General features: G+C 69.9%; 22 protein-coding genes. 17 read left to right on the forward strand and 5 right to left on the reverse strand.

From position 1 onward, the window contains the following. Window positions 1–7: 7 nt before the first annotated feature. Together FFT09_RS17345 and FFT09_RS17350 are read right to left on the reverse strand one after the other, a co-directional pair. Complete coding sequence (locus tag FFT09_RS17345; protein WP_138383343.1) at window positions 8–1,150, reverse strand: mandelate racemase/muconate lactonizing enzyme family protein; 1,143 nt, start codon at window positions 1,148–1,150, stop codon at window positions 8–10. Continuing rightward, the gene (locus FFT09_RS17350; RefSeq protein WP_081194744.1) at window positions 1,147–2,181 is read right to left on the reverse strand and encodes a LacI family DNA-binding transcriptional regulator; all 1,035 of its coding nucleotides are present in this window, start codon (window positions 2,179–2,181) and stop codon (window positions 1,147–1,149) included. Before FFT09_RS17350 ends, FFT09_RS17345 begins: the two co-directional genes overlap by 4 nt. A gap of 146 nt (window positions 2,182–2,327) precedes the next feature. Here FFT09_RS17350 and FFT09_RS17355 point away from each other — a divergent pair, with 146 nt between their 5' ends. From FFT09_RS17355 to FFT09_RS17380, 6 genes are all read left to right on the forward strand, one after another. Beyond that, window positions 2,328–3,218, forward strand: coding sequence for an ABC transporter permease (locus FFT09_RS17355; RefSeq protein ID WP_024876059.1), 891 nt, complete (start codon window positions 2,328–2,330; stop codon window positions 3,216–3,218). Between the two features lie 46 nt (window positions 3,219–3,264). Beyond that, complete coding sequence (locus FFT09_RS17360; RefSeq protein WP_081194746.1) at window positions 3,265–4,281, forward strand: ABC transporter substrate-binding protein; 1,017 nt, start codon at window positions 3,265–3,267, stop codon at window positions 4,279–4,281. A gap of 8 nt (window positions 4,282–4,289) precedes the next feature. Continuing rightward, window positions 4,290–5,075 (forward strand): ABC transporter ATP-binding protein, encoded by a 786-nt coding sequence (locus FFT09_RS17365; protein WP_081194748.1) that lies wholly within the window; start codon window positions 4,290–4,292, stop codon window positions 5,073–5,075. Between the two features lie 61 nt (window positions 5,076–5,136). Continuing rightward, window positions 5,137–6,297, forward strand: a complete 1,161-nt coding sequence (locus FFT09_RS17370) for a Gfo/Idh/MocA family protein (RefSeq protein ID WP_081194750.1) — start codon at window positions 5,137–5,139, stop codon at window positions 6,295–6,297. 132 nt (window positions 6,298–6,429) lie between these two features. Next, window positions 6,430–9,606, forward strand: a complete 3,177-nt coding sequence (locus tag FFT09_RS17375) for a ThuA domain-containing protein (protein WP_138383344.1) — start codon at window positions 6,430–6,432, stop codon at window positions 9,604–9,606. Beyond that, window positions 9,603–10,478, forward strand: a complete 876-nt coding sequence (locus FFT09_RS17380; protein ID WP_208544448.1) for a sugar phosphate isomerase/epimerase family protein — start codon at window positions 9,603–9,605, stop codon at window positions 10,476–10,478. The genes FFT09_RS17375 and FFT09_RS17380 overlap by 4 nt, the downstream gene beginning before the upstream one ends. A 34-nt stretch (window positions 10,479–10,512) precedes the next feature. Here the strand turns inward: FFT09_RS17380 and FFT09_RS17385 are convergent, their stop codons facing one another. Beyond that, window positions 10,513–10,782, reverse strand: coding sequence for a YbaB/EbfC family nucleoid-associated protein (locus tag FFT09_RS17385; RefSeq protein WP_081194754.1), 270 nt, complete (start codon window positions 10,780–10,782; stop codon window positions 10,513–10,515). Between the two features lie 73 nt (window positions 10,783–10,855). Here FFT09_RS17385 and FFT09_RS17390 point away from each other — a divergent pair, with 73 nt between their 5' ends. The 6 genes from FFT09_RS17390 (at window position 10,856) to FFT09_RS17415 (ending at window position 15,205) form a co-directional block, all read left to right on the forward strand. Continuing rightward, entirely contained in the window at window positions 10,856–11,038 is a 183-nt protein-coding gene (locus FFT09_RS17390) for a hypothetical protein (RefSeq protein WP_138383345.1), read from the forward strand. A 15-nt stretch (window positions 11,039–11,053) separates the two neighbouring features. Continuing rightward, window positions 11,054–12,019: a threonine ammonia-lyase gene (locus FFT09_RS17395; RefSeq protein WP_024876052.1), complete on the forward strand. Its 966-nt coding sequence runs from the start codon at window positions 11,054–11,056 to the stop codon at window positions 12,017–12,019. A gap of 50 nt (window positions 12,020–12,069) precedes the next feature. Next, entirely contained in the window at window positions 12,070–12,477 is a 408-nt protein-coding gene (locus FFT09_RS17400) for a nitroreductase family deazaflavin-dependent oxidoreductase (RefSeq protein WP_138383346.1), read from the forward strand. Beyond that, a complete protein-coding gene (locus tag FFT09_RS17405; protein WP_208544463.1) occupies window positions 12,474–13,235 on the forward strand; it encodes a lysophospholipid acyltransferase family protein in 762 nt (253 codons plus the stop codon). The genes FFT09_RS17400 and FFT09_RS17405 overlap by 4 nt, the downstream gene beginning before the upstream one ends. 8 nt (window positions 13,236–13,243) lie before the next feature. Then, on the forward strand, window positions 13,244–14,641 hold the full coding sequence (gene lpdA / locus FFT09_RS17410; protein WP_081194760.1) for a dihydrolipoyl dehydrogenase: 1,398 nt from the start codon (window positions 13,244–13,246) through the stop codon (window positions 14,639–14,641). 213 nt (window positions 14,642–14,854) lie between these two features. Beyond that, a complete protein-coding gene (locus tag FFT09_RS17415; protein ID WP_244231401.1) occupies window positions 14,855–15,205 on the forward strand; it encodes a hypothetical protein in 351 nt (116 codons plus the stop codon). Between the two features lie 16 nt (window positions 15,206–15,221). On the opposite strand, the gene FFT09_RS17420 is transcribed toward FFT09_RS17415, so the two are convergent. Together FFT09_RS17420 and FFT09_RS17425 are read right to left on the reverse strand one after the other, a co-directional pair. After that, a complete protein-coding gene (locus FFT09_RS17420) occupies window positions 15,222–15,779 on the reverse strand; it encodes a GrpB family protein (protein WP_138383348.1) in 558 nt (185 codons plus the stop codon). A 79-nt stretch (window positions 15,780–15,858) separates the two neighbouring features. Then, window positions 15,859–16,242, reverse strand: coding sequence for a VOC family protein (locus FFT09_RS17425; RefSeq protein WP_138383349.1), 384 nt, complete (start codon window positions 16,240–16,242; stop codon window positions 15,859–15,861). Between the two features lie 113 nt (window positions 16,243–16,355). On the opposite strand from FFT09_RS17425, the gene FFT09_RS17430 reads away from it, so the two are divergent. From FFT09_RS17430 to FFT09_RS17450, 5 genes are all read left to right on the forward strand, one after another. Beyond that, window positions 16,356–17,831: a glycosyltransferase family 39 protein gene (locus FFT09_RS17430; protein WP_138383350.1), complete on the forward strand. Its 1,476-nt coding sequence runs from the start codon at window positions 16,356–16,358 to the stop codon at window positions 17,829–17,831. 172 nt (window positions 17,832–18,003) lie between these two features. Continuing rightward, window positions 18,004–19,491: a sugar ABC transporter ATP-binding protein gene (locus tag FFT09_RS17435; RefSeq protein ID WP_138383351.1), complete on the forward strand. Its 1,488-nt coding sequence runs from the start codon at window positions 18,004–18,006 to the stop codon at window positions 19,489–19,491. Continuing rightward, window positions 19,488–20,552: an ABC transporter permease gene (locus FFT09_RS17440; RefSeq protein WP_138383352.1), complete on the forward strand. Its 1,065-nt coding sequence runs from the start codon at window positions 19,488–19,490 to the stop codon at window positions 20,550–20,552. Before FFT09_RS17435 ends, FFT09_RS17440 begins: the two co-directional genes overlap by 4 nt. Beyond that, window positions 20,549–21,604 (forward strand): substrate-binding domain-containing protein, encoded by a 1,056-nt coding sequence (locus FFT09_RS17445; protein WP_081194772.1) that lies wholly within the window; start codon window positions 20,549–20,551, stop codon window positions 21,602–21,604. Before FFT09_RS17440 ends, FFT09_RS17445 begins: the two co-directional genes overlap by 4 nt. A 50-nt stretch (window positions 21,605–21,654) precedes the next feature. Continuing rightward, entirely contained in the window at window positions 21,655–22,761 is a 1,107-nt protein-coding gene (locus FFT09_RS17450; RefSeq protein WP_138383566.1) for a Gfo/Idh/MocA family protein, read from the forward strand. The last annotated feature ends 48 nt before the right edge of the window (window positions 22,762–22,809 follow it).

Raw genomic sequence — 22,809 nt, forward strand, 5'->3', positions numbered from 1 at the left:
CAAGAGGTCAGTCGAGGACGTTCACCGCGAGTGTGCGCACCACGGACTCGTCCACCTCGACGCCGAGGCCCGGCCCCGTGGGCACGTGGGCCGTCCCACCGTCCACTCGCACCCCGTCGGCGTAGACGGAATCGACGAACTGCCTGCCGTTGAGGTCCACCGGCGTGTCGATCCCGAACGCGCCGAACAGGTGCAGCGACGCGGCCAGCCCGAGATCGGAGTCGGTGAGCCCCGAACCCATGAGCCGGACCCCGCAGTCCTGCGCCAGCGCGCAGAGCCGCCGCGACAGCGTCAGCCCGCCGCTGCGCTGGACCTTCGCGATGGCGACGGCCACCGCGTCGAGCCGGACGAACGTGGCCAGATCGCTCGGGTGCCGCAGGCTCTCGTCCAGCGCGACGGGAACGGGGCAGGAGTCCCTGAGCCGCCGCAACCCGACGATGTCGTTGGCAGGCAGCGGCTGCTCGAACGCGGTCACGCCGAGGTGCTCCAGTTCCCTGCCCACGCGCAGCGCGGCGTCGGCACTGTAACCCTGGTTCGCGTCCACCCACAGCGGCGCGTCGTCCCCTGCGGCCTCCCGCACCGCCGCGACCACGGCCAGATCCTCCCGCTCCCCGTGCAGCCCGATCTTCACCTTGAACGCGCCGTAGCCCGCGTCCCGGCCCTCGGCGACGTGCTCGGCGACCTGGGACGGTGTCTGGCCCGACACCATCCAGCCGAGCGTCAGTTCGTCGCGCCTGCGCTGTCCCCACAACGTGCTGACGGGCACCCCCAGCGCCCTGCCGAGCAGGTCGTGCAGTGCCGTGTCGACAGCCGCCTTCGCGAGCGGGGCGCCGATCGTGAAGCCGCGGTTGACGGCCCGGTCGAAGGCGCTGGTGACGCCGTCGAGATCCCAGCACGCCGTGCCGAGCACCGCCGGAGCCAGGTACCGGTCGATGGTCGTGACGATCGACTCCGCGGTCTCGTAGGTCCACGCGGGAATCGGTGTGGCCTCGCCCCAGCCGCAGACACCGTCGGCGCTGACCTTCACCAGGACCCGGATGCTGGGTTGGCCCACCGTGGCCACGGCTCCGCCCGACACGCCGAACGACCGCAGTGTCGGCAGTGCCACCGCGAACGTCTCGATCCGTTCGATCCTCAGCTCACCGATCATGCCCGAACCTCCTTCGTGCTGTCGCGCACCACGACCTCCCCGGGAACCCGCACCACGCGACTGCGGGAACCGCGGTTGCCCCGGAACGCCAGCTCCATCGCTCGTTCTCCGAGTTCCTCCAGCGGCAGCGCGACCGTGGTGAGACTCGGGGTCAGGTCCCGCACCACCGGAATGTCGTCGAACCCGGCCAGTGACACCTCGTCCGGCACGCTGATCCCGGCCTCCCGCATGGCGGTCAGCGCGCCGATCGCCATCACGTCGGTGACGGCGAAGACACAGGTCGACTCCAGCCCCCGTTCGATCGCGGTGCGCATGGCCGCGTAACCGCCGTCGCGGGTGAACGGGGCCTCGACGATGTCGTCGTCCGCGAGCTCCACCCCCGCCTCGGCCAGCGACTGCCGGAATCCCGCGATGCGGTCGACCACGGTGGTGAGACTGCGGGGCCCGGCCAGCACGGTGAACCGCCGGTGTCCCAGGTCGAGCAGACGCCGCGCCAGCACCGCCGCGCCCTGCTTGTTCTCCGGCTGCACGCAGTCGGCCCGCAGGCTCCGGTGCCGTGAGACCACGGCGACCTGTCCGCCGCCCCGCTGGTAGGGCTCCAGTTCGGCCGCCAGCGCCCGGTTCCACTCGCGGTCCTCGAACCCCGACCCGACCAGCAGGATCGCCGACGCGCGCTGGGCGCGGAGCATGGAGACGTAGGCGATCTCCTTCTGCGGGTCGCGGAACGTGCTCGCCAGCATCACCAGCAGCCCGCCCTCGCCCGCGGCCCGCATGACCCCGCGGGCGATGGCGGCGAAGTACGGGTCGCTCACGTCGTGGCAGACGACGCCGACCGTGCGGTGGGTGGCTCCGGCCAGTGCCTGCGCGTGGGCGTTGGGGGTGTAGGCCAGCTCCTGGGCCGCCGCGAGCACGCGCTCGCGCAGGTCGGACCGCACCCGGGTGGTGCCGTTCAGCGCACGGGACGCGGTGGCCAGGGACACCTCCGCGGCGCGGGCGACGTCTTCCAGGGTGACGTGGGGGTGAGCGTCCATTCACAACTCCTGACCACAGAACGCTTGACCGGGTATCGCTGGCTGCCTACTCTACCGGAAAGCGCATTCAGAAAGCGCATTCAGGTTCGGAGCATCCCGGTCCTGAGCGGGTGTAGTCCGACGCGTTCACCGCCGAACGGAGGACCATGGTCACGCCAAGTCCGTCGCCGGGCCAGGAGTCCGGCGCCCGGCCGTCCGAGACCACCGCGCCCACCGCCGTGGTGGAGCGGACGAAACCCTCGACGGCACAGCAACTCGCCGCCTTCCTCGAACAGTCGTGGCGACCCATCGCGTTGCTGGTGGCACTGTTCGTAGCGTGGTGGGTGGTCACGGCGGCCGAACTCGTCGAACCGTACCTCGTTCCCTCGCCCGGCGACACGATCGCGGCCATCACGGCCAATCCGGACTACTTCTGGCAGCACACGTGGACCACGACGTACGAGACGCTGCTCGGCTTCGTCATCGCCACGGTGATCGGCGTGTTCGCCGCGCTGGTGATGGTGCAGTCGGCCACCGTCGAGAAGACGCTGTATCCACTGCTGCTGTTCGCCCAGGTCATTCCCAAGATCGCCATCGCGCCGCTGTTCGTCGTGTGGCTCGGGTTCGGACTCGGCCCCAAGATCGTCGTGGCGGTGCTCATGGCGTTCTTCCCCGTCGTGATCTCGATGGTCACCGGACTCAAGTCCGTGGACCCGGAGATGCTGGAGCTGTCCTCGACGATGGGCGCCAAACCGGCCCAGACGTTCTGGAAGATCCGCTTCCCGGCCTCGCTGCCGCACCTGTTCTCCGGGCTGAAGGTGGCCGCCACGATGGCCGTGACCGGAGCGGTGGTCGGCGAGTTCGTCGGAGCCGACGCCGGGCTCGGGTTCGTGATCCTCCAGGCCAACGGGAACCTCGACACCCCGGTGCTGTTCGCCGGGCTGCTGATCATGTCGCTGATGGGCGTGCTGCTGTTCGTGCTCGTCGAATGGCTGGAGCGGCTCGTGCTTCCGTGGCACGCGAGCCGTCGCGGCGACAACGTCACCACGACTTTCTGACAGGGCACCTCGACACCAGGCTTTCGACCCAGGCAAAGGAAGGGCCATGAAACGACTGTCCGCACTCGTCGCAGGCGCCGCGCTCCTGCTGGCCGCCGGTTGCGGCGGCTCCGGTCCCGAGACCACCACCAACGCGGAGGGCCAGGAGGTCACCAAGGTGACCCTGACCCTCAACTGGTACCCGTACGGCGAGCACGCGCCGTTCTACTACGGCAAAGAGCAGGGGATCTACGAGGAACACGGCATCGACCTGGAGATCAGGGCGGGGCAGGGCTCGCAGAAGACCGTGCAGGCCACGGCCGCGGGCCAGACCGACTTCGGCTGGGCCGACACGCCCGCCCTGCTGGCCGGTGTGTCGCAGGGTCTGGACGTCAAGAGCGTCGGGGTGTTCCTCCAGACCACGCCGTCCTCGGTGCAGTTCTTCTCCGAGCAGGGCATCTCCTCGGTCGACGACCTCAAGGGCAAGACGATCGCGACCACGGCGGGTGACGCGCTGAGCGCCACGTTCCCGGCGTTCCTCGCGGCGAACGGGCTGAGCGAGGACGACGTCGACACCCAGAACACCGACGCCGCGGGCAAGATGGCCGCCGTCATGTCGGAGCAGACCGACGCCCTGCTGGGCTACGCCACCGATCAGGGGCCGACCATGCAGGAGAAGGCGGGCAAGGAGGTCTCCTACCTCCGCTTCGCCGACCACGGTCTCAACTTCTTCAGCAACGGGCTGCTGACCTCGCAGGACATGCTCGGTGAGCACCGGGACCTGGTGCAGCGCATGGTGGACGCCACCAGCGAGTCGTGGGCCGCGGCCCGGGACGACCAGGAGACCGCCGTCGCGGCGATGGAGGGCGCCTCCGAACAGCTGCCGTCGCAGGAGGTGCTGGCCGAGCAACTCGCCTCCACGCTGGAGCTGCTGCACACCGAGAACACCGAGGGGCAGCGTCCCGGCGTGAACGTCGAGGACGACTGGCGCGACACCATTGGCGTGTTCCACGACGCGGGCGTCATCGAGTCGGCCGAGGAACCCAGCACCTACTGGGAAGCCGACCTGAGCCCCAAGGAATGAGTGGGTCCATGTCCAGCTACGCGGTCGAGATCGCCGGAGTCTCGGTGCGGTTCCGCACGAAGAAGCGGGACGTCACGGCGTTGCACGACGTCACGATGCACGTCGAGCCCGGTGAGTTCATCGCCATCGTCGGTCCGTCGGGGTGCGGCAAGTCGACCCTGCTCAAGCTCGCGTCGGGCCTGCTCGCGCCGTCGGCGGGCCACGTGAGGTTGCAGGGCGAGGACGTCACGGGCGCGCGCAAGGACGTGGGCTACGTGTTCCAGAAGGCGGCGCTGCTGGAGTGGCGCACGGCGCGCAAGAACATCCTGCTGCAGGCCGAGATGCGCCACATGCCGGCTCGGCAGGCGCGGGAACGGACCGACGAGCTCATCGCGATGACCGGGCTCACCGGGTTCGAGGACGCCTACCCGCACGAGCTGTCGGGCGGCATGCAGCAGCGTGTCGCGCTGTGCCGGGCGCTGCTGCACCGGCCGCCGGTACTGCTCATGGACGAGCCGTTCGGTGCGCTCGACGCGCTGACGCGGGAGCAGATGAACGTCGAGCTGCGGCGGATCTGGCAGGAGACGGGCACGACCGTGCTGCTGGTGACGCACTCGATCTCGGAGGCGGTGTACCTCGCCGACCGCGTCGTGATGATCACCGCGCGGCCCGGAACCGTGGCCGGGACCGTCGACATCGAGCTTCCGGCGGAGCGCGACTACGGCCGGACGATGTCCGCGCCGGAGTTCACCGACGCCACCCGCCGCATCCGTGAGCATCTCGGCGCGGCCCAGGCGGAGGTCGTGGGCGACTGACGCTCGCTCACCACCGGCACCACCGGCACCACACTGCCCTCACCACAGAGAAAGGCGACTCATGGCGGGACTCAAACAGCGATCGGTCGGGATCGTGATGAACGGGGTGACCGGGCGCATGGGCTACCGGCAGCACCTCGTGCGCTCGATCCTCGCGATCCGCGAGCAGGGCGGGGTGAGGCTGCCCGACGGCACGGTCGTGTGGCCCGAGCCGATCCTGGTCGGTCGCAACGAGGCGAAGCTCGCCGCGATCGCCAAGGACCACGGCCTCGACAACTGGACCACCGACCTCGACGCGGCGCTGGCTGATCCGGCTGCCGAGATCTACTTCGACGCCCAGGTGACCAGCCGCAGGGTGGAGGGCGTGCGCAAGGCCGTCGCGGCGGGCAAGCACATCTACACGGAGAAGCCGGTGGCCGAGGACGTCGGCACGGCACTGGAACTCGCGCGGTTGGCCGCCTCGGCGGGGGTCAAGGTGGGTGTGGTGCAGGACAAGCTGTTCCTGCCGGGCCTGCTCAAGCTCAAGCGGCTGGTGGACGGCGGGTTCTTCGGCCGCGTCCTCTCGGTGCGGGGCGAGTTCGGCTACTGGGTGTTCGAGGGGGACTGGCAGGAGGCGCAGCGACCGTCCTGGAACTACCGCAGTGAGGACGGCGGCGGCATCATCATCGACATGTTCTGCCACTGGCGGTACGTGCTGGAGGACATCTTCGGCCCGGTTCGTTCGGTGCAGGCGCTGGCGGCCACGCACGTTCCCGAGCGCGTGGACGAGGGCGGGCGGCCCTACGCCTGCACCGCCGACGACGCGGCGTACGGCATCTTCGAGCTCGACGGCGGCATCGTCGCACAGGTCAACTCGTCGTGGGCGACCCGCGTGTTCCGCGACGAACTCGTGGAGTTCCAGGTGGACGGCACCGAGGGCAGCGCGGTGGCGGGGCTGCGGCGCTGTCGTGTGCAGCACCGGTCGGTGACACCCAAGCCGGTGTGGAACCCGGATCTGCCCGCGACGGAGGACTTCCGTGGCCAGTGGCAGGACGTTCCCGACAACGCGGAGTTCGACAACGGTTTCAAGGCCCAGTGGGAACTGTTCCTCCGGCACGTGGTCGCCGACGGTGAGTTCCCGTGGGACTTCCTGGCCGGCGCGCGCGGGGTGCAGCTCGCCGAACTCGGCCTTCGCTCGGCCCACGAGGGCCGCAGGATCGCGGTGGAGCCACTGAGTTTGTAGAGCTGCCTGTAGGCGCTCTGCGCGGCTCGTCGCGGTGACAAGACCCGGCACGCACAACTGAACACGGTCCCGGCATTGCGAAAGAAAGCGCTTCCAGTAGAAGCGTGACACTCAACGGAGAGGAATTCGCTTATGTCCGGTCGTCGACGTGCGCGCGCTCTGGGGGCGCTGCTCGCGACACTGATGGCGGTCAGTGTCGCGGCAGCGCTTCCCGCGGGGGCCCAGCCACGATTCAGCGTCCTGGTCTTTTCCAAGGTCACCAATTTCCACCACGACTCGATCCCGGCCGGGATCGAGGCCATCGAGCGCATGGGTGCCGAACACGGCTTCGACGTCGAGGCCACCGACGACGCCTCGGCGTTCACCGACGACAACCTGGCACGCTTCGACACGCTCGTCTTCAACAACACCAACTCGACCCCCGAGTCGGGCGACCTGCTCGACGCGGACCAGCGCGCCGCGCTCCAGCGCTACGTGCAGGGGGGCGGCGGCTGGGTCGGGCTGCACGCGGCCTCCGCCAGCGAGCGCGACTGGGAGTGGTACGAGGGCCTGGTCGGCGCGATCTTCGACTATCATCCCGCGCCGCAGGTGGGCCGGGTGAAGGTCCTCGACCAGGTGCATCCGTCCACACGCGACCTACCGCAGCTGTGGGAGCAGCACGAGGAGTGGTACAACTGGCGGGCCAACCCCACGGGCGACGTCCACACGCTCGCGCAGATCAAGGTGCGCGACGGTGTCGAGGGCCTCGACGAGGGGGTGGACCACCCGTACTCGTGGTGCCACAACTACGACGGCGGGCGGTCGTGGTTCACCGCGGGCGGCCACGCGGCGGAGAAGTTCTCCGACGAGCTGTTCCTGTCGCACCTGAGGGGAGGCATCGAGTGGGCCGCCGGAGCCCAGGAGGGCGACTGCTCGGCCACGCAGACGGGCAACTTCCAGCGCGTCGCGTTGGTGGACGAGGGACTGGCCGATCCGTTCGAGCTGGCTGTGGCACCGGACCGCCGGGTCTTCTACATCCAGCGCACGGGCGCGCTCAAGGTGATCGACCAGACCTCGCGTGAGGTCACCACGGCACTCGACTTCAACTACACCCCCGAGATGACCAGCCAGTCCGACGGTCTGCTCGGGCTGACGCTCGACCCGGACTTCGCCGAGAACAGCCACCTGTACCTGTTGTACTCCGACCCCGAGGAGCCGAGGCTCAACCTCTCGCGGTTCACGGTCGCCGACGACGACACGGTGGACCGGGCCACCGAGGCCCGCCTGATGGAGATCCCGACGTTCCGGGGCGAGGGCAGGGCGAACTCCCACATGGCCGGGTCGATCACCTTCGACGCGGAGGGCAACCTGCTGGTCGCGACCGGCGACAACACCGACCCGTTCGACTCGGACGGCTTCTCCCCGATCGACGAGCGGGAGGGGCGCCGGGCGTGGGATGCCCAGGGCACCGCCGCCGACACCAACGACCTGCGGGGCAAGATCCTGCGCATCACGCCGCGGGACGACGGCACGTACACCGTGCCGGAGGGCAACCTCTTCGAGCCGGGCACGGAGCTGACCCGCCCGGAGATCTACGTGATGGGGCTGCGTAATCCCTTCCGTATCGCCGTCGATCCCGGCTCCAACGCCCTGTTCGTGGGCGACTACGGGCCGGACGCGCGGCAGCCCGTCCCCGATCGGGGACCCGAGGGCACGGTCGAGTTCCTGCGGATCACCGAGGCGGGTAACCACGGCTGGCCCTACTGCGTCGGCGACAACACTCCGTTCTCGGACTACGACTTCGCCACCGGCGAGTCCGGGGAGAAGTTCGACTGCGGGGCGCCGGTCAACGACTCGCCCAACAACAGCGGGCTCACCGAGCTGCCGCCCGCGCAGCCTGCCTGGGTGTGGTACCCGTACTCGGCCTCGGCGGAGTTCCCCGAACTCGGCACCGGTGGTGGCGGCCCGATGGGCGGGCCGGTCTACGACTTCGACCCGGACAACGAGCGGGTGACCAAGTTCCCCGAGTACTTCGACGGGAAGTTCTTCGCCTACGAGCTGACGCGCCGCTGGTTCAAGACGATGTCGGTGCAACAGGAAGACCAGAGCTTCACCGACCCGCGGTTCTCCCCGGCACAGGCCGGCGACCTGCATTCCATCAACGGCGTGTTCGAGGACATGGACTGGATCCAGCCGTTCGAGGCGCACTTCGGGCCTGACGGCTCGCTCTACGTCATCGACTTCGGTGAGGGCAGCGGCACCGGCCGGGGCGGAAGCAACGACGGGGCCGGGATCTACCGGATCGACTACGTGGCCGACGGGCGACTCCCCACGGCCTCGCTCAGTACGTCGGCCGACTCGGGCAAGACACCGTTGACGGTGGACTTCTCCAGCGAGGGGTCGGCGGGCGGTGACGGCGAGCCGGTCACCTACGAGTGGGACTTCGACGGCGACGGCACCACCGACTCCACCGAACCCGAGGCCACCCACACCTACACCGAGGGTGGCCAGTACACGGCGCGCCTCACGGTGACCAGCACGGCCAACCCGGAGCTGACGGCGGTCGCGACGACCACCATCACCGCCGGGAACACACGGCCCACCGTGGAGCTGGTGCTGCCGAAGGACGGCGGGATGTTCTCCTTCGGTGACACGATCCCGTTCCAGGTGCGGGTCAACGACCGGGAGGACGGCAGCATCGACTGCTCGGAGGTGGTCGTGCAGTCGCAGCTCGGGCACGACGACCACCTGCACCCGATGGACAACGTCACCGGGTGCCGCGGCGAGATGGCCACCGACAGCGGCGACAGCCACGGTCCCGGCCAGAACCTCTACGTCGCGCTCAGCGCGCAGTACACCGACCAGGGCAACGGCGACGTGCCGCCGCTGACCGGTTCCGCGCACGTCACGCTCGAACCGAAGCACAAGGAGGCCGAGCACCTGGAGGACAGCGACGGTGTGGACGTGCTGAACCGCGACGACGCGTCGGCGGGCAAGCGGCTCGGGGAGATCGAGCACGGTGACTGGGTGGCCTACGAACCCGTTCACCTGATGGGCATCGACTCGGTGACGATCGGGGCGAGTTCGGGTGGCATCGGGGGCACCGTCGAACTGCGTGCCGACGCCCCCGATGGCCCGCTGCTCGGCTCGGTCGACGTGGCAGCCACCGGAGACTACGGCGAGGTGGTGCCGAGGACGGCCGAACTGGCCGACCACGACGGCACGATGACCCTCTACCTGGTGTTCACGAACCCCGACTGGTCGCCGGACGGGCCTGACCTGCTGGCGCTCGACTGGCTGGAGTTCAACGGAAAGGGTGTGACGAGGTGAGTAGCACGGCGAACTCCCGGCGCGACTTCCTGCGCCTCGCGCTCGGCTCGGCGGCGCTGGCCGGTGCCGGAGGCATGCTGTCCCAGGGCACCGCGCTCGCGGACCGGCCCGCCGTCGGCCCCCACCGCGTGCCGCCGGGACACATCGGCATCCAGCTCTACACGGTGCGGTCGCTGATGACGCACGACCCGCAGGGCACGCTCGACGCGCTCGGCGAGATCGGCTACGCCACGGTGGGCGTCAGCGGCCGCTACGGGCACACCCCGCAGGAGTTCCGGGCGATGCTCGACCGCGCGGGACTGCGAGCGGTACTGACGCACCTGTCGCTGGACGCCGTGCGCGGTGACTGGCAGCGCGAGCTGGACAACGCGCACGTGCTCGGAGTGGACTCGGTGGTGGTGCCGTCGCTGCCGAGTTCGTTGTGGACACCGGAGGGTTACCGGCAGGTGGCCGCGGAGTTCGAGGCGGCGGGCCGGGCGGCGCGCGAGGCCGGGTTGCGGTTCCTCTACCACAACCACGACTTCGACTTCCGCACCGTCGACGGGCAGGTGCTCTACGACATCCTGCTCACCGAGACCGACCCCGCGCACGTGAACTTCGAGATCGATCTGTACTGGGCGATCCACGCGGGCTACGACCCGGTGGACTACTTCGCGCGGTACCCCGGCCGGTTCCCGGTGTTCCACGTGAAGGACCGGGCGCCGGACGGATCGTTCGAGGACGTCGGTTACGGCACGATCGACTTCCGCCGGATCTTCCGGCAGCGCAGGCTGTCGGGGGTGAAGGAGTACGTGGTGGAACACGACCAGCCGCAGGACCCGCTGGTCAGCGCCCGCCGCAGCTTCGACACGCTGTGGAGCCTGCGGTTCTAGGGGGTACCGGTGAGGCGCGGCGCAGGGCCGCGCCTCACCGGCGCAGGGCCAGCGCGTCGGCCCTCGCCTGGGCGGCCCGCGCGGCCTGGAGCATCGCCTCCGCGAGGTCGGCCAGGTTGGTCCGGTCGGCGAGGTCGGCGTTGATGGCCACCTCGCGCACCCGGCCTCGCGAGTCCAGCACCACTTCCACGAGTCCCCAGTCGTCCTGCGCGCGCACGCCGTCGTCCGGCCGTGGCGCGGCCGCGGGCTCGGCAGCGCTCGTGCGCCGCAGCGGGTCGTCGAACGCGGGATTCTGCTCGCTCATCCCCAGTCCGACGCGCGGGGGGCCGGCATCGTTCCCAGGGAACGGAACGGAACCGCGCCGCGTCGGAGCCGATATGGCTTGGGTACGTGCACGGGTGGAGGAACTGGCACGGCGCAGCCAGCCCCCGTCGGCGAGCACGCTGGGGCGGCGTCAGCCCAGGTGGGTGCGATCGAGTGGCCGCAGGAGGGCGTCCGCGCCGCCCGGTGACGTGGGCGACTCGACGGCGGCCACGCGGGTCGCCGACCGGCGGGACTGAGGCATACTCGGTGGCGTGGACCTGGTGACCCTGGCTGACATCCGCGCCGCCGCCGACCGTATCCGCCCCGCCGTCGTGCGGACGCCGCTTTTGCCGTGCGCGTTCCAGAGGTTCCAGCACAGCCCGCTGTGGCTCAAACCGGAGAACCTGCAGCCCATCGGGGCCTTCAAGCTCAGGGGCGCGCACAACGCCCTCGCGCGGCTCGACGCCGACGCGCGCAGGCGTGGCGTGGTGGCCTATTCCAGCGGCAACCACGCCCAGGCCGTCGCGTACGCGGCGGCGAAGGAGGGCATCACCGCACACATCGTCATGCCCGAGGCGACGCCCGCGGTGAAGATCGAGAACACCCGCTCCTACGGCGCCGAGGTCGTGCTCGTGGAGTCGGCCGCACAGCGCGAGTCGGCCGCCTACGAGATCGTGGCCGAGCGGGGCGCCGTGCTGATCCCGCCGTTCGACCACCCGGACGTCATCGCGGGGCAGGGCACCATCGGGCTGGAGATCGTCGAGGACGACCCGCACGTCGACGTCGTGCTCGTGCCCGTCAGCGGCGGTGGACTGGCCTCGGGCATCGCGACGGCGATCGCGGCCCTGAGCCCCCGCACGAAGGTCATCGGAGTGGAGCCCGAGCTCGCGGCCGACGCCAGGGAGGGGTTGCGGGCGGGCACCCCCGCCGACTGGCCGCTGGAGCTGCGCAACCGCACCATCGCCGACGGCCTGCGCTCCCAGCCCTCGGAGTTGACCTTCGCGCACCTGCGCGCGAGCCTGCACGACATCGTGACCGTCGCCGAGGACGAGATCCGGGAGGCGATGGCCGTGCTGGCGCGCTCGGCGCGGCTGGTCGCCGAGCCCAGCGGGGCCGTGCCGGTGGCGGCGGCCCTGTTCCACGCCGCCGAGCTGCCGCCCGGACGTACGGTGGCGGTGGTGTCCGGGGGCAACGTGGACCCGGCGCTGCTCGCGGACGTCCTGGCGGTCCGGGGCTGAACCACCTGAATCCACCTGAGTCCGGGTGACACGACGAGAAGGAGGCAGCGTTGCTGTTTGGTGACGACCACGTCAAGCGCTATGAGGAGACCGACGGCGAGGTCGGTTACGAGTGGTTGAAGGGCTCGAAAATCCTCGTTCTGACCACCACGGGGCGGAAGTCGGGCGAGCCGCGCAAGTCCGCTCTGATCTTCGGCGAGCACGGCGGCCACTACGTCGTCGTCGCCTCCAAGGGCGGCGCTCCGGAGCACCCCGACTGGTACAAGAATCTCGTGGCCCAGCCCGAGGTCCGCGTGCAGGTCAAGGCCGACCGGTTCCCGGCCCGCGCCCGCACGGCCACCGGCGAGGAGCGCAGCGCCTTGTGGGCCACGATGGTTCACGAGTGGCCGGACTACGACGACTACCAGCGCAAGACCGAGCGGGAGATTCCCGTCGTGGTGCTGGAGCGGCTGAGCTGAGTGCCGTGGGTCACCCAGGCGTCCCGCGCCGCCCGCCGCACCCGCTCAGGCTCATCCGCCGCTTTCCCCGGCGCGGCCGTGGTGCCTGGTTCGGCCTCGCCATCGAGGTGATCGCCCCGCTGCTCGCCGCCGCGACGCGGTGGCGGATCTCGGGGCGTGAGCACCTGCCCCGGCAGGGCGGTGTGCTCGTGGCGAGCAACCACCTGTCCTTCGCCGACCCGATCGCGGTGACGTTGTTCACACTGGTCGCGGGGCGGGTGCCCCGGTTCTTCGCGAAGGCCGAACTGTGGGAGACGCCGGTCGTCCGGCGCGTGATGCGCTCCGGCGGGCACATCGCCGTCCACCGGGGCAGGGCCAGCGCACTGGACGCCTTCCGGGACGGCGTGGCCGCCGCGCGGGCGGGGGAGTGCGTGGTGGTGTTTCCCGAGGGCGGCTTCACCGAGCGGCCCGGCCAGTGGCCCGACAGGGGCAAGACCGGCCTCGCCAGGATGGCGCTGACCACCGGAGTCCCCGTCGTGCCGCTGGCGTGCTGGGGAACACAGGAACTGCTGCCCGTGGGCAGCAGGCTGCCGAGAGTGCGCCCCCGCCCGACCCTGCACCTCGTCGCGGGACCGCCCGTGGACCTGTCCGACCTGGTGGGCGGGCGGCCGAGCGCGAGCCAGCTGCGGGAGGCGACCGAACGGATCATGGCGGCGATCACGGAGCTGCTGTCGCACGCCCGTGGCCAGGACCCGCCCACGGTGGCGGAGGGGGCATAATCGCGGCCATGAGCGAACACTTCGACGTTGTGGTGCTGGGTGCGGGCCCCGGCGGTTACACCGCCGCGGTCCGCGCGGCCCAGCTGGGCTACGACACCGCCGTCATCGAGGAACGCTACTGGGGCGGGGTGTGCCTCAACGTCGGATGCATCCCGTCGAAGGCGCTGCTGCGCAACGCCGAACTCGCGCACCTGTTCACCCACGAGGCGCGCACGTTCGGCATCCGGGTCGACGGCGAGGTCACGTTCGACTACGGGGCCGCCCACCAGCGCAGCCGCAAGGTCGCCGACGGCCGCGTCAAGGGCATCCACTACCTGATGAAGAAGAACGCGATCACCCAGTTCACCGGGCGCGGCAGCTTCACCAGCGACAAGTCCATCGAGGTGACCACCGCCGACGGCGTGGAGACGGTCACGTTCGACCACTGCATCATCGCCTCGGGCGCCTCGCCCAAGCTGCTGCCGGGCACGTCCGTGAGTGACCGGGTGGTCACCTACGAGGAGCAGATCCTGACCTCGGAGCTGCCCGAGAGCATCGTCATCTGCGGTGCGGGCGCGATCGGCGTCGAGTTCGCCTACGTCCTGCACAACTACGGCGTCAAGGTCACCATCGTCGAGTTCCTCGACCGGATGGTTCCTGCCGAGGACGAGGAGGTCTCGGCCGAGCTGGCGCGCCGCTACCGCAGGCTGGGCATCGAGGTGCTGACCTCGACGCGCGTCGAGTCCATCGACGAGTCGGACGAGTCGGTCCGCGTCACGGTGTCGAAGGACGGCGAGAAGCAGGTCCTCGAAGCCGACAAGGTCCTGCAGGCCATGGGATTCGCGCCCAATGTGGAGGGTTACGGCCTGGAGAACACCGGCGTGGCACTCACCGAGCGTGGAGCGATCGATGTGGACGGTCGCTGCCGCACGAGCGTGCCGAACATCTTCGCCATCGGTGACGTGACGGCCAAGCTGATGCTGGCCCACGCGGCGGAGTCGATGGCGATGGTGGCGGCCGAGACGATCGCCGACGCGGAGACCATGGAACTGGACTACCGCATGATCCCGAGGGCGACGTACTGCCAGCCGCAGGTCGCGAGCTTCGGGCTCACGGAGGAGCAGGCCAGGGCCGAGGGCCACGACGTGCAGGTGTCGAAGTTCCCGTTCACGGCCAACGGCAAGGCACACGGTCTGGCCGACCCGGTGGGCTTCGTCAAGCTCGTCAGCGACGCCAAGTACGGCGAGCTGCTGGGCGGGCACCTCATCGGCCCGGACGTCACGGAACTGCTGCCCGAGCTGACGCTGGCCCAGCAGTGGGACCTCACGGTGCACGAACTCGCCCGCAACGTGCACGCCCACCCCACCCTCGGCGAGGCCGTGAAGGAAGCCGTGCACGGCCTCGCGGGCCACATGATCAATATGTGAGGACGAATCCCGCTGCGACCTGGTCCCCGGGGTCGCAGCGGGCCGTTTCATGCCGGTGCCAACCGACAACCCAGAGCGCGAAGATCACGCAGCACCGGACGAGCCCTCAGCCGGAACGCTACTGATATGAAAACTGTCCCGCGCGCCGTTGCGTTGGTGTTCGCTTTCCTTGCCACGCTCATCGGGTGTGGCTCGGGCGAAGAAGGCGGGTTGATGGAGTACGACGGGGAGTTCGCCGAGCGAGTACGCGAGTTGCGCAGTGGTGCGGAGAGTGCGCCGCTGAAGGACCTGGTGCCAGGGGACTGGACCACGATCCACATCATTCTCGGCCCGCACACCGAGGAGTGGGTCGAGCGTGCGGTCGGCGCGCCGCTACCGGAATCGAAGTACGGTTTCGACACCGAGGGCAACATCCTGGTGTTCATGCGCGGCCAGGAGGTCGTCCAGATCAAGGGCACCACGGGGCGACTGATGGGCGAGGGCTACTTCTCGTCAGAAGTCGTGTTGCGGGGCACGGGCAGCACCATCGACATCGACGACCCGACACCGCCGCAGCCGAACTGATCATTGCGGAGCCGGACTACCCCCGCCAGCCCGCTCGGGCGAGGATCTCGTCGATGAGTGGCCGTTTGGCCTCCGCGTAGTAGTTGATGTCCGGCCACTCCCTCGTCGCGAGCTGCCGCTTGAGCGCGGCGTAGGCGTCGCGGTCGGCCTCGTTCGCCCGCAGCCGGTCGCGGAACGCGAGGTACTTGCGCACCTCCACGTGGCCGGGTGGGTAGCAGTGCAGGTTGACCGGCTCGCTGTCCGTGCCACCGCGCAGGGCGCGGTGCGCTGGCTCGCGCACGCGGAGTTCGTAGCCCGCCGCGTCGAGGTCGGGCAGGTACGCCTGCTCGTCGTCGGGGTCGTCGATACCCACGACGATGTCCACGATCGGCTTGGCGGCCAGGCCGGGCACCGACGTCGAGCCGATGTGCTCGATCAGCCGGGCACGCTCGCCGAGCACGTCGCGAAGCTCGGCGGCACGGTGCTCGAAGCGCACCGGCCAGGCGGGGTCGTAATCCACGGTCGTGACCGTGGTGGGGCGAGGCCCGTGGACGAGCTTCGCGGCGAGCGTGGGGTCGTCGTACGACTCGGGCATCGTGGCGCACTCCTTCCCGGGGCAGCGGGACAGCGTATCGCGCCGAGCGCCAGTAGCGGGGTGGCCGAAGCCCCTGCCGTCATCGAGCCAGCAGGCAGAACTCGTTGCCCTCGGGGTCCGCGAGCACCATGTCCTCGCCGTCCGCGATGACGGTGGCGCCGAGGCCGAGAAGTCGGGTGAGTTCTCCGGCGACGTCGTCGGCGTCGAGATCGAGATGCAACCGGTTCTTGACGATCTTGTGCTCCGGCACCGCGTTGAAGAACATCCGGGGTCCGCCGCCGTCGGGTGGTTCCACGAGCACCGACGGGTCGTCCTCCGGGCCGTCGACGCCGATGCCGCGGAGGCGTTCCAGTTCCGTGTCGTCGTAGGGTGCGACGTCGTAGCCGTCCAGTACCGCGGCCCAGAACCGCGCCAGCGATGCCGGGTGCCTGCAGTCGACGACCACGTCACGAATCCGAGCCACCACGACAGGGTCGCACACGCGCAGGGAGCAGTCCGGCCGTCCGAACGGCGTAGCGGAGAACTGGTGTGGATCGCTGGTGATCCACCTCGGCCGGTCGCCTAAGGTTTGCAGCTATGGCCGTCCCGCAGTTCGCCCGGCTTCCGGTGTGGCTGATCGCCGGTGCCGCGATGGTGGTGCTGTTGGCGTTCGGCCATCGCTACGGCTATCACGGCGACGAGTTGTACTTCATCGCCGCAGGGCGACACCTGGACTGGGGCTATGCCGACCAGCCGCCGCTGCTGCCGTTGCTGGCGCTGTTGATGGACAGCCTCTTCCCGAACTCGGTGGTCGGGTTCCGGTTGCCCGCCGTGTTGTTCACCGGCCTTGGCGTCGTGGTCGCGGGCCTGACGGCGCGGGAACTCGGTGGTGGGGCCAGGGCACAGGCCATGGCGGCCGGTGCGTACGCCTGTTCGCCGTTCCTGTTGGCGGGAGCGGGTCACATCCTCGCCACGCACATGGTGGACGCTTTTCTGTGGACGGTGGTCGTGTGGCTGGTGGTGCGGTGGGTCCGCACCCGGGACGACCGCCTGCTGCTGGCCGCGGCGGTCGTGACCGCGCTCGACCTCCAGGTGAAGTTCCTGATCCCGGTGTTCTGGGCGATCGCGGTCGTGGCGTCGCTCCTGCTGGGGCCGAGGGAACTCGTGCGGCGGCCCGCCCTGTGGCTCGGCGGTGCGCTGGCGGTCGCCGCGTGCGTGCCCACCCTGGTGTGGCAGGCGGCCAACGGCTGGCCGCAGCTGGAGATGAACCGCATCGTCGCCAGTGAGGTGTCCTACGCGGGCGGGCGGGTGACGTTCCTGCCGATGGCGCTGGAGCAGGCCGGCTACGGCGTGGGTGCCGTGTTGTTCGTCCTCGGGGTGTGGTGGTTGCTGCGCTCGCCGCGGCTGCGGGACTACCGGTTCCTCGGGTTGACCGTGCTGGGTGTGACCGCGGTGTTCTGGCTCAGCTCGGGGCGCCCCTACTACGTGGGCGGGCTGTTCGCGCTGTGCTTCGCGGCCTCGGCCGTGGAGCTCGACCGGTTGTTGACGGCGCGCTGGCGGCCCGTGGTGGTGCTCGCGTACGCCGTGTCGGCGCTCGTGGCGATCAGCTGGCTGCCGGTGAAGCCGATCTCGGCCTACGCGGGGCAGCCGTACGACCCGATGAACATGGAGCTGGAGGAGTTCGGCTGGCCCGAGGTGGCCGCCAGCGTGGCGTCGGTGTATAACGCGCTGCCGGAGGACCGCCGGAAGAACGCCACGATCGTCACGGAGACGTACTGGCAGGCGGCGGCCCTCGACAAGTTCGAGCCGGACCTGCCGGAGGCCCACAGCGGCAGCCGGGGTTACTGGTACTTCGGTGTGCCGCCCGAGAGCGCGCGGCTGACGCTGTTCGTGGGGGGTTCCCGCGACGAGCTCGAACCCTACTTCGATCAGGTGAAGCGCGTCGGGACCGTGGACAACGGTCACGAGGTCAACAACGGCAACCAGGGCGAACCCATCTGGGTGTGCGAGGGCCGTACCGCGCCGTGGTCCGAGTTGTGGCCGTCGTTCCGCCATATGACATTCACCTGGTGACAGGGTGGTCACGCCCTGTCGGAGTGGCGTAGAAGTTGACGAGGTCGAAACTTCTCCTTGACGCGTGACCGTCGTCGCCCTACTTTTGCATGCCAGAGAAGAAAGTGGGGCTGATGTGGATTTAAGTCTGCACGCGGCAAGCGACGAAGCGAGCGAGACGCCCCTGCTCACGATGCGTGGCATCGTGAAGCTCTTTCCCGGAGTCCGGGCGCTCGACGGTGTCGACCTGGACGTCAGGGCCGGTGAGGTGCACTGCCTGCTCGGTCAGAACGGCGCGGGGAAGTCGACGCTCATCAAGACGCTTGCCGGCGCGCACCAGCCGGACGCGGGTGAGATCACCTGGCAGGGGGAGGTGATCAGCCTGTCGTCGCCGGTGGCCGCGTTGCGGCGCGGTATCGCGACGATGTACCAGGAACTGGACCTCATTCCCGGGCTGTCGGTCGCGGAGAACGTCTTCCTGGGCCACGAGCACGCGCGGTACGGCTTCACGCGGCCCTCGGCCGCGCGGGCCCAGACCGCCGCGCTGCTCGACCGGTTGGGACACGCCGAGATCTCGCCCGACGACGAGGTCGGCGCCCTGTCGGCCGCGGGCCAGCAGCTGGTCTCGATGGCGAGGGCGCTGGCGCACGACGCCAAGCTGATCATCGCCGACGAGCCCACGGCCGCGCTGGCCGCGGACGAGGTGGACAACCTCTTCCGCGTCGTCGGCGAGCTGACCGAACAGGGCGTCGCCGTCGTCTACATCTCGCACCGGCTGGACGAGATCCGCCGGATCGGTGACCGGGTCACCGTCATCAAGGACGGCCGCACGGTGGCCGCCAACCTCGGCGCGCGGGAGAACTCGACGTCGGAGCTGGTCGACCTCATGGCGGGTCGCGCGGTGCAGACCGCGTTCCGCGAGGCGGGGCAGGCGCAGGTGGAGCCGGGCGAGGTCCTGCTCGACGTGCGGGACCTCAGCAGGGCAGGCGAGTTCCGCGACGTCTCCTTCAGCGTCCGCGCCGGTGAGATCGTCGGACTGGCGGGGCTGGTCGGCGCGGGGCGCAGCGAGATCCTGGAAACGGTCTTCGGCGCGCGCACACCCGACAGCGGCACCGTCGCGGTGAACGGCAGGCCGGTGCGGCCCGGCAGCGTCGCCTCCGCGGTGAACGCCGGTGTCGGCCTCGCGCCGGAGGAGCGCAAGAGCCAGGCGTTGCTGCTGGACATGTCCGTGACGCACAACGTCACGCTCGCCAGCCTCGGCGAGTACAGCACCGCCGGGTTCTCGCAACGCGACCGCGAGCACCGCGACGCGCGATCCACATTGGAGCGGCTCGACCTGCGGCCTGCCGACCCGCACCGGGAGGTGCGCACGCTGTCCGGCGGCAACCAGCAGAAGGCGGTCGTGGCGCGCTGGCTCGTGCACGGCTGCCGCGTGCTGCTGCTCGACGAACCCACGCGCGGGGTGGACGTGGGGGCCAGGGCCGGGCTGTACCGGCTGATCCACGAACTCGCCGCGTCGGGCGTGGCGGTGGTGCTGGTCTCCAGTGAGATCCCCGAGGTCCTGGGGCTGGCCGACCGGGTGCTCGTGGTGCGGGACGGCGAGGTGCTGACCGAGCGGCCCTCCGGCGAACTGACAGAAGCAGACATTCTCGACATGGTCATGGAAGGGAGCGCGGCGTGACCGAGACGCTCGACCGACCGCCGGTGGAGCCCCAGAGTGCGGGCACGCGGCGCAGGAAACCCGTCGACGTGCGGCTGCTGGGGCTGGCCGGGGTGCTGGTGCTGCTGCTGGCCATCGGGTTCGCCACGAACCCGGACACGTTCCTCTCGCAGGACAACATCTCGATCATGCTGCGGCTCTCCGCGGCCATCGGTGTGGTCAGCGTGGGGATGACGTTCGTCATCATCGCCGGTGGTATCGACCTGTCCGTGGGTTCGATCGCGGCCCTGGCCAGCGTGTGGATGACGACGGTCGCGACGCAGTCGTTCGGCCCGGTGGTCATGGTGCTGTGCGCGCTGGCGGTCGGGCTCGGCGCCGGCATGGTGAACGGCCTGCTGATCTCCTACGGCAAGGTCGTGCCGTTCATCATGACGCTCGCCATGATGGTCACGGCCCGGGGTCTGGCCGAGCGCATCAGCGGGCGGCAGACCCAGGTGGTGACCGAGCCGGGGTTCACCGAGTTCTTCAACTCCGACGTGCTCGGCATCCCGGTGCTGGTCTGGATCCTCGCGCTGGTGTTCGCGGCGGGCTGGGTGGTGCTCAACCGCACCACCTTCGGCAGGCGGACCTACGCCATCGGTGGCAACGCGGAGGCCGCCCGGCTCTCCGGCATCAACGTCAAGTGGCACACCGCGCTGGTGTACGGCATCAGCGGGCTCACCTGCGGGATCGGGGCCATCATGGTCGTGTCCCGCACGACCTCCGGCGCCTCGACGAACGGGATGCTCTGGGAACTTGACGCCATCGCCGCCGTCGTCATCGGCGGCACCCTGCTCTCCGGTGGGCGCGGAAGCCTCATCGGCACCCTCATCGGCGTGCTGATCTTCACGGTGCTCAACAGCATCTTCACCCAGAACAACCTCGACACCGACATCCAGAACATCGCCAAGGGCGTGATCATCGTCTTGGCCGTGCTGCTCCAGCACACCGCTCGGACGCGCAAGGGCAAGTCACCGCCATCGGCGGACCCCAAGAAGCTCTCCCCCGACCCGGCAACCGAACCCACTGGGAGTAAGCCATGAGAAGAACCAACCTAGGGCGACGCGGTTTCCTGCTCTCCGCCGCGGGAGTCGGCGCCGGAGCCGTGCTCGTGGGCTGCACGTCCAACGAGCAGCCCTCGGACGGCAACCAGCAACCCCAGGTGGGTGCGCAGGGTTCCAACGCCGAACCGGGTGATCCCGTCACCATCGGCTTCTCCGCGCCCGCGGCCGACCACGGCTGGATGGCCGCGATGACCATCAACGCGCGGGAGGCGGCCGGGCAGTACTCCGACGTCACGCTGGAGGCCACCGAGGGCACCAACGACGTCAACCGGCAGGTCGCCCAGGTCGAGTCGCTGATCAGCCAGGGTGTCGACGCGCTCGTGATCCTGCCGTTCGACGGCAAGGCGCTCACCCGGGTGGGCAGGCAGGCGATGGACGCCGGAATCCCGGTCATCAACGTGGACCGGGTGTTCGACACGCCGCTGGCCTACCGCACCTGGATCGGCGGCGACAACTACCGGATGGGCGTCAACGCGGGCAACTACATCGCCGAGCGGCTCAAGAGCGAGAACGTGAGCAACCCGGTGATCGGCGAGGTCGCCGGTCTGGACAGCCTGCCGCTGACCCAGGACCGCAGCCAGGGCTTCGCCGACGCGCTGGCGACCCACGGCTTCGAGGTCACGCACCGGGTCGCCGCGGAGTTCACCCCCGAGACCGGGCAGGAGCAGACCGCCAACCTGCTGCAGAGCGCGCAGGACCTGGACGCGCTGTGGAACCACGACGACGACCAGGGCATCGGCGTGGTCGCGGCCATCGACGCGGCGGGCCGCGACGACTTCTTCATGGTCGGCGGCGCGGGCTCGCGCAACATGATGGACCTCATCAAGGCCGACTCCGGCCCGGTGAAGGCCACGGTGCTGTACAGCCCGTCGATGGCGGCCTCGGCGATCTCGCTGGCCAGGCTGCTCGGCCAGAGCAAGGGCATGTCCGACCTCGCCGAGCACGAGATCCCCGCCGAGGTCACGACCTACTCCGCGGTGGTCACCAAGGACAATGTGGACTCCTATCTCGACGTTGGGTTCGACTCGTGACACAACAGGCATCCGGTAACGGCGGCGGGCGGGAAGAGCTCGGGGTCGCCATGGTCGGGCACGCCTTCATGGGGGCGGTGCACTCGCAGGCGTGGCGCAGCGTCGCCCGGTTCTTCGACGTGCCGGTCACCCCCAGAATGGCCGTGCTGACGGGCCGCGACGCGGACCGCGCGGCGCAGGCGGCCGACCGCATGGGCTGGGAGTCGGCCTCGACCGACTGGCGTGCGGTCCTCGAGCGCGACGACATCGACCTCGTGGACATCTGCACACCGGGCGACACCCACGCCGAGATCGCCATCGCGGCGCTGGAGGCGGGCAAGCACGTGCTGTGCGAGAAGCCGCTGGCCAACACGGTCGACGAGGCGCAGCGCATGGTGGAGGCCGCAGAGCGGGCCCGCGAGCGCGGGGTGTACTCGATGGTCGCGTTCAACTACCGCAGGGTGCCCGCGCTGGCGTTCGCCCGGAAGCTGGTCGCCGAGGGGCGGCTGGGGGAGCTGCGGCACGTGCGTGCCGTCTACCTGCAGGACTGGCTGGCCGACGCGGACTCGCCGATGACGTGGCGGCTGCGCAAGGAGCAGGCGGGTTCGGGCGCGCTCGGCGACATCGGCGCGCACATCATCGACGCCACCCAGTTCGTGACCGGACAGCGGATCAGCGGCGTGTCCGGGCTCACCGAGACCTTCGTGCGCCAGCGGCCCTCCGGCGAGGGCACCGAGGACGTGACGGTGGACGACTGCGCGATCTTCACGGCGCGCTTCGACTCCGGCGCGGTGGGCAGCTTCGAGGCCACCCGCTACGCGCTGGGCCGCAAGAACGCCATGCGCATGGAGATCAACGGGTCGCGGGGCAGCCTGTCGTTCGACTTCGAGTCGATGAACGAACTGTGGTTCCACGACGGCGACGAGGACCCCGAGACCGGCGGGTTCCGGCGCATCGTCGTCACCGAGCCCACCCACCCGTACCTGGGGGCCTGGTGGCCGCCGGGTCACGTGCTCGGCTACGAGCACACCTTCACCCACGAGCTCGCGGACCTGCTCACCGCCCTCGCGGCGGGCACGGCACCGGAGCCGAGTTTCGCCGACGGGCTGCGGGTACAGCGGGTTCTGTCGGCGGTCGAGCACAGCGCGGAGAACGGTTCGAAGTACATCCAGGTGTAGTCGAGTTCGACCGGGCCCCACGGTGTTGGGGGATGAGGAGTAGGTACC

Origin of the sequence: Saccharomonospora piscinae, from assembly GCF_005862235.1 — a bacterium.
Taxonomy (GTDB): domain Bacteria; phylum Actinomycetota; class Actinomycetes; order Mycobacteriales; family Pseudonocardiaceae; genus Saccharomonospora; species Saccharomonospora piscinae.

What these genes read in the sequence shown, in the direction of transcription:
- FFT09_RS17375 (WP_138383344.1), top strand. Translation starts at nt 6,430, where the DNA reads ATGTCCGGTCGTCGACGTGCGCGCGCTCTGGGGGCGCTGCTCGCGACA.
- FFT09_RS17385 (WP_081194754.1), bottom strand. Translation starts at nt 10,782, where the DNA reads ATGAGCGAGCAGAATCCCGCGTTCGACGACCCGCTGCGGCGCACGAGC.
- FFT09_RS17345 (WP_138383343.1), bottom strand. Translation starts at nt 1,150, where the DNA reads ATGATCGGTGAGCTGAGGATCGAACGGATCGAGACGTTCGCGGTGGCA.
- FFT09_RS17445 (WP_081194772.1), top strand. Translation starts at nt 20,549, where the DNA reads ATGAGAAGAACCAACCTAGGGCGACGCGGTTTCCTGCTCTCCGCCGCG.
- FFT09_RS17355 (WP_024876059.1), top strand. Translation starts at nt 2,328, where the DNA reads ATGGTCACGCCAAGTCCGTCGCCGGGCCAGGAGTCCGGCGCCCGGCCG.
- FFT09_RS17365 (WP_081194748.1), top strand. Translation starts at nt 4,290, where the DNA reads ATGTCCAGCTACGCGGTCGAGATCGCCGGAGTCTCGGTGCGGTTCCGC.
- FFT09_RS17450 (WP_138383566.1), top strand. Translation starts at nt 21,655, where the DNA reads ATGGTCGGGCACGCCTTCATGGGGGCGGTGCACTCGCAGGCGTGGCGC.
- FFT09_RS17350 (WP_081194744.1), bottom strand. Translation starts at nt 2,181, where the DNA reads ATGGACGCTCACCCCCACGTCACCCTGGAAGACGTCGCCCGCGCCGCG.
- FFT09_RS17415 (WP_244231401.1), top strand. Translation starts at nt 14,855, where the DNA reads ATGGAGTACGACGGGGAGTTCGCCGAGCGAGTACGCGAGTTGCGCAGT.
- FFT09_RS17360 (WP_081194746.1), top strand. Translation starts at nt 3,265, where the DNA reads ATGAAACGACTGTCCGCACTCGTCGCAGGCGCCGCGCTCCTGCTGGCC.
- FFT09_RS17420 (WP_138383348.1), bottom strand. Translation starts at nt 15,779, where the DNA reads ATGCCCGAGTCGTACGACGACCCCACGCTCGCCGCGAAGCTCGTCCAC.
- FFT09_RS17435 (WP_138383351.1), top strand. Translation starts at nt 18,004, where the DNA reads ATGCGTGGCATCGTGAAGCTCTTTCCCGGAGTCCGGGCGCTCGACGGT.
- FFT09_RS17430 (WP_138383350.1), top strand. Translation starts at nt 16,356, where the DNA reads ATGGCCGTCCCGCAGTTCGCCCGGCTTCCGGTGTGGCTGATCGCCGGT.
- FFT09_RS17390 (WP_138383345.1), top strand. Translation starts at nt 10,856, where the DNA reads ATGGCTTGGGTACGTGCACGGGTGGAGGAACTGGCACGGCGCAGCCAG.
- lpdA (WP_081194760.1), top strand. Translation starts at nt 13,244, where the DNA reads ATGAGCGAACACTTCGACGTTGTGGTGCTGGGTGCGGGCCCCGGCGGT.
- FFT09_RS17370 (WP_081194750.1), top strand. Translation starts at nt 5,137, where the DNA reads ATGGCGGGACTCAAACAGCGATCGGTCGGGATCGTGATGAACGGGGTG.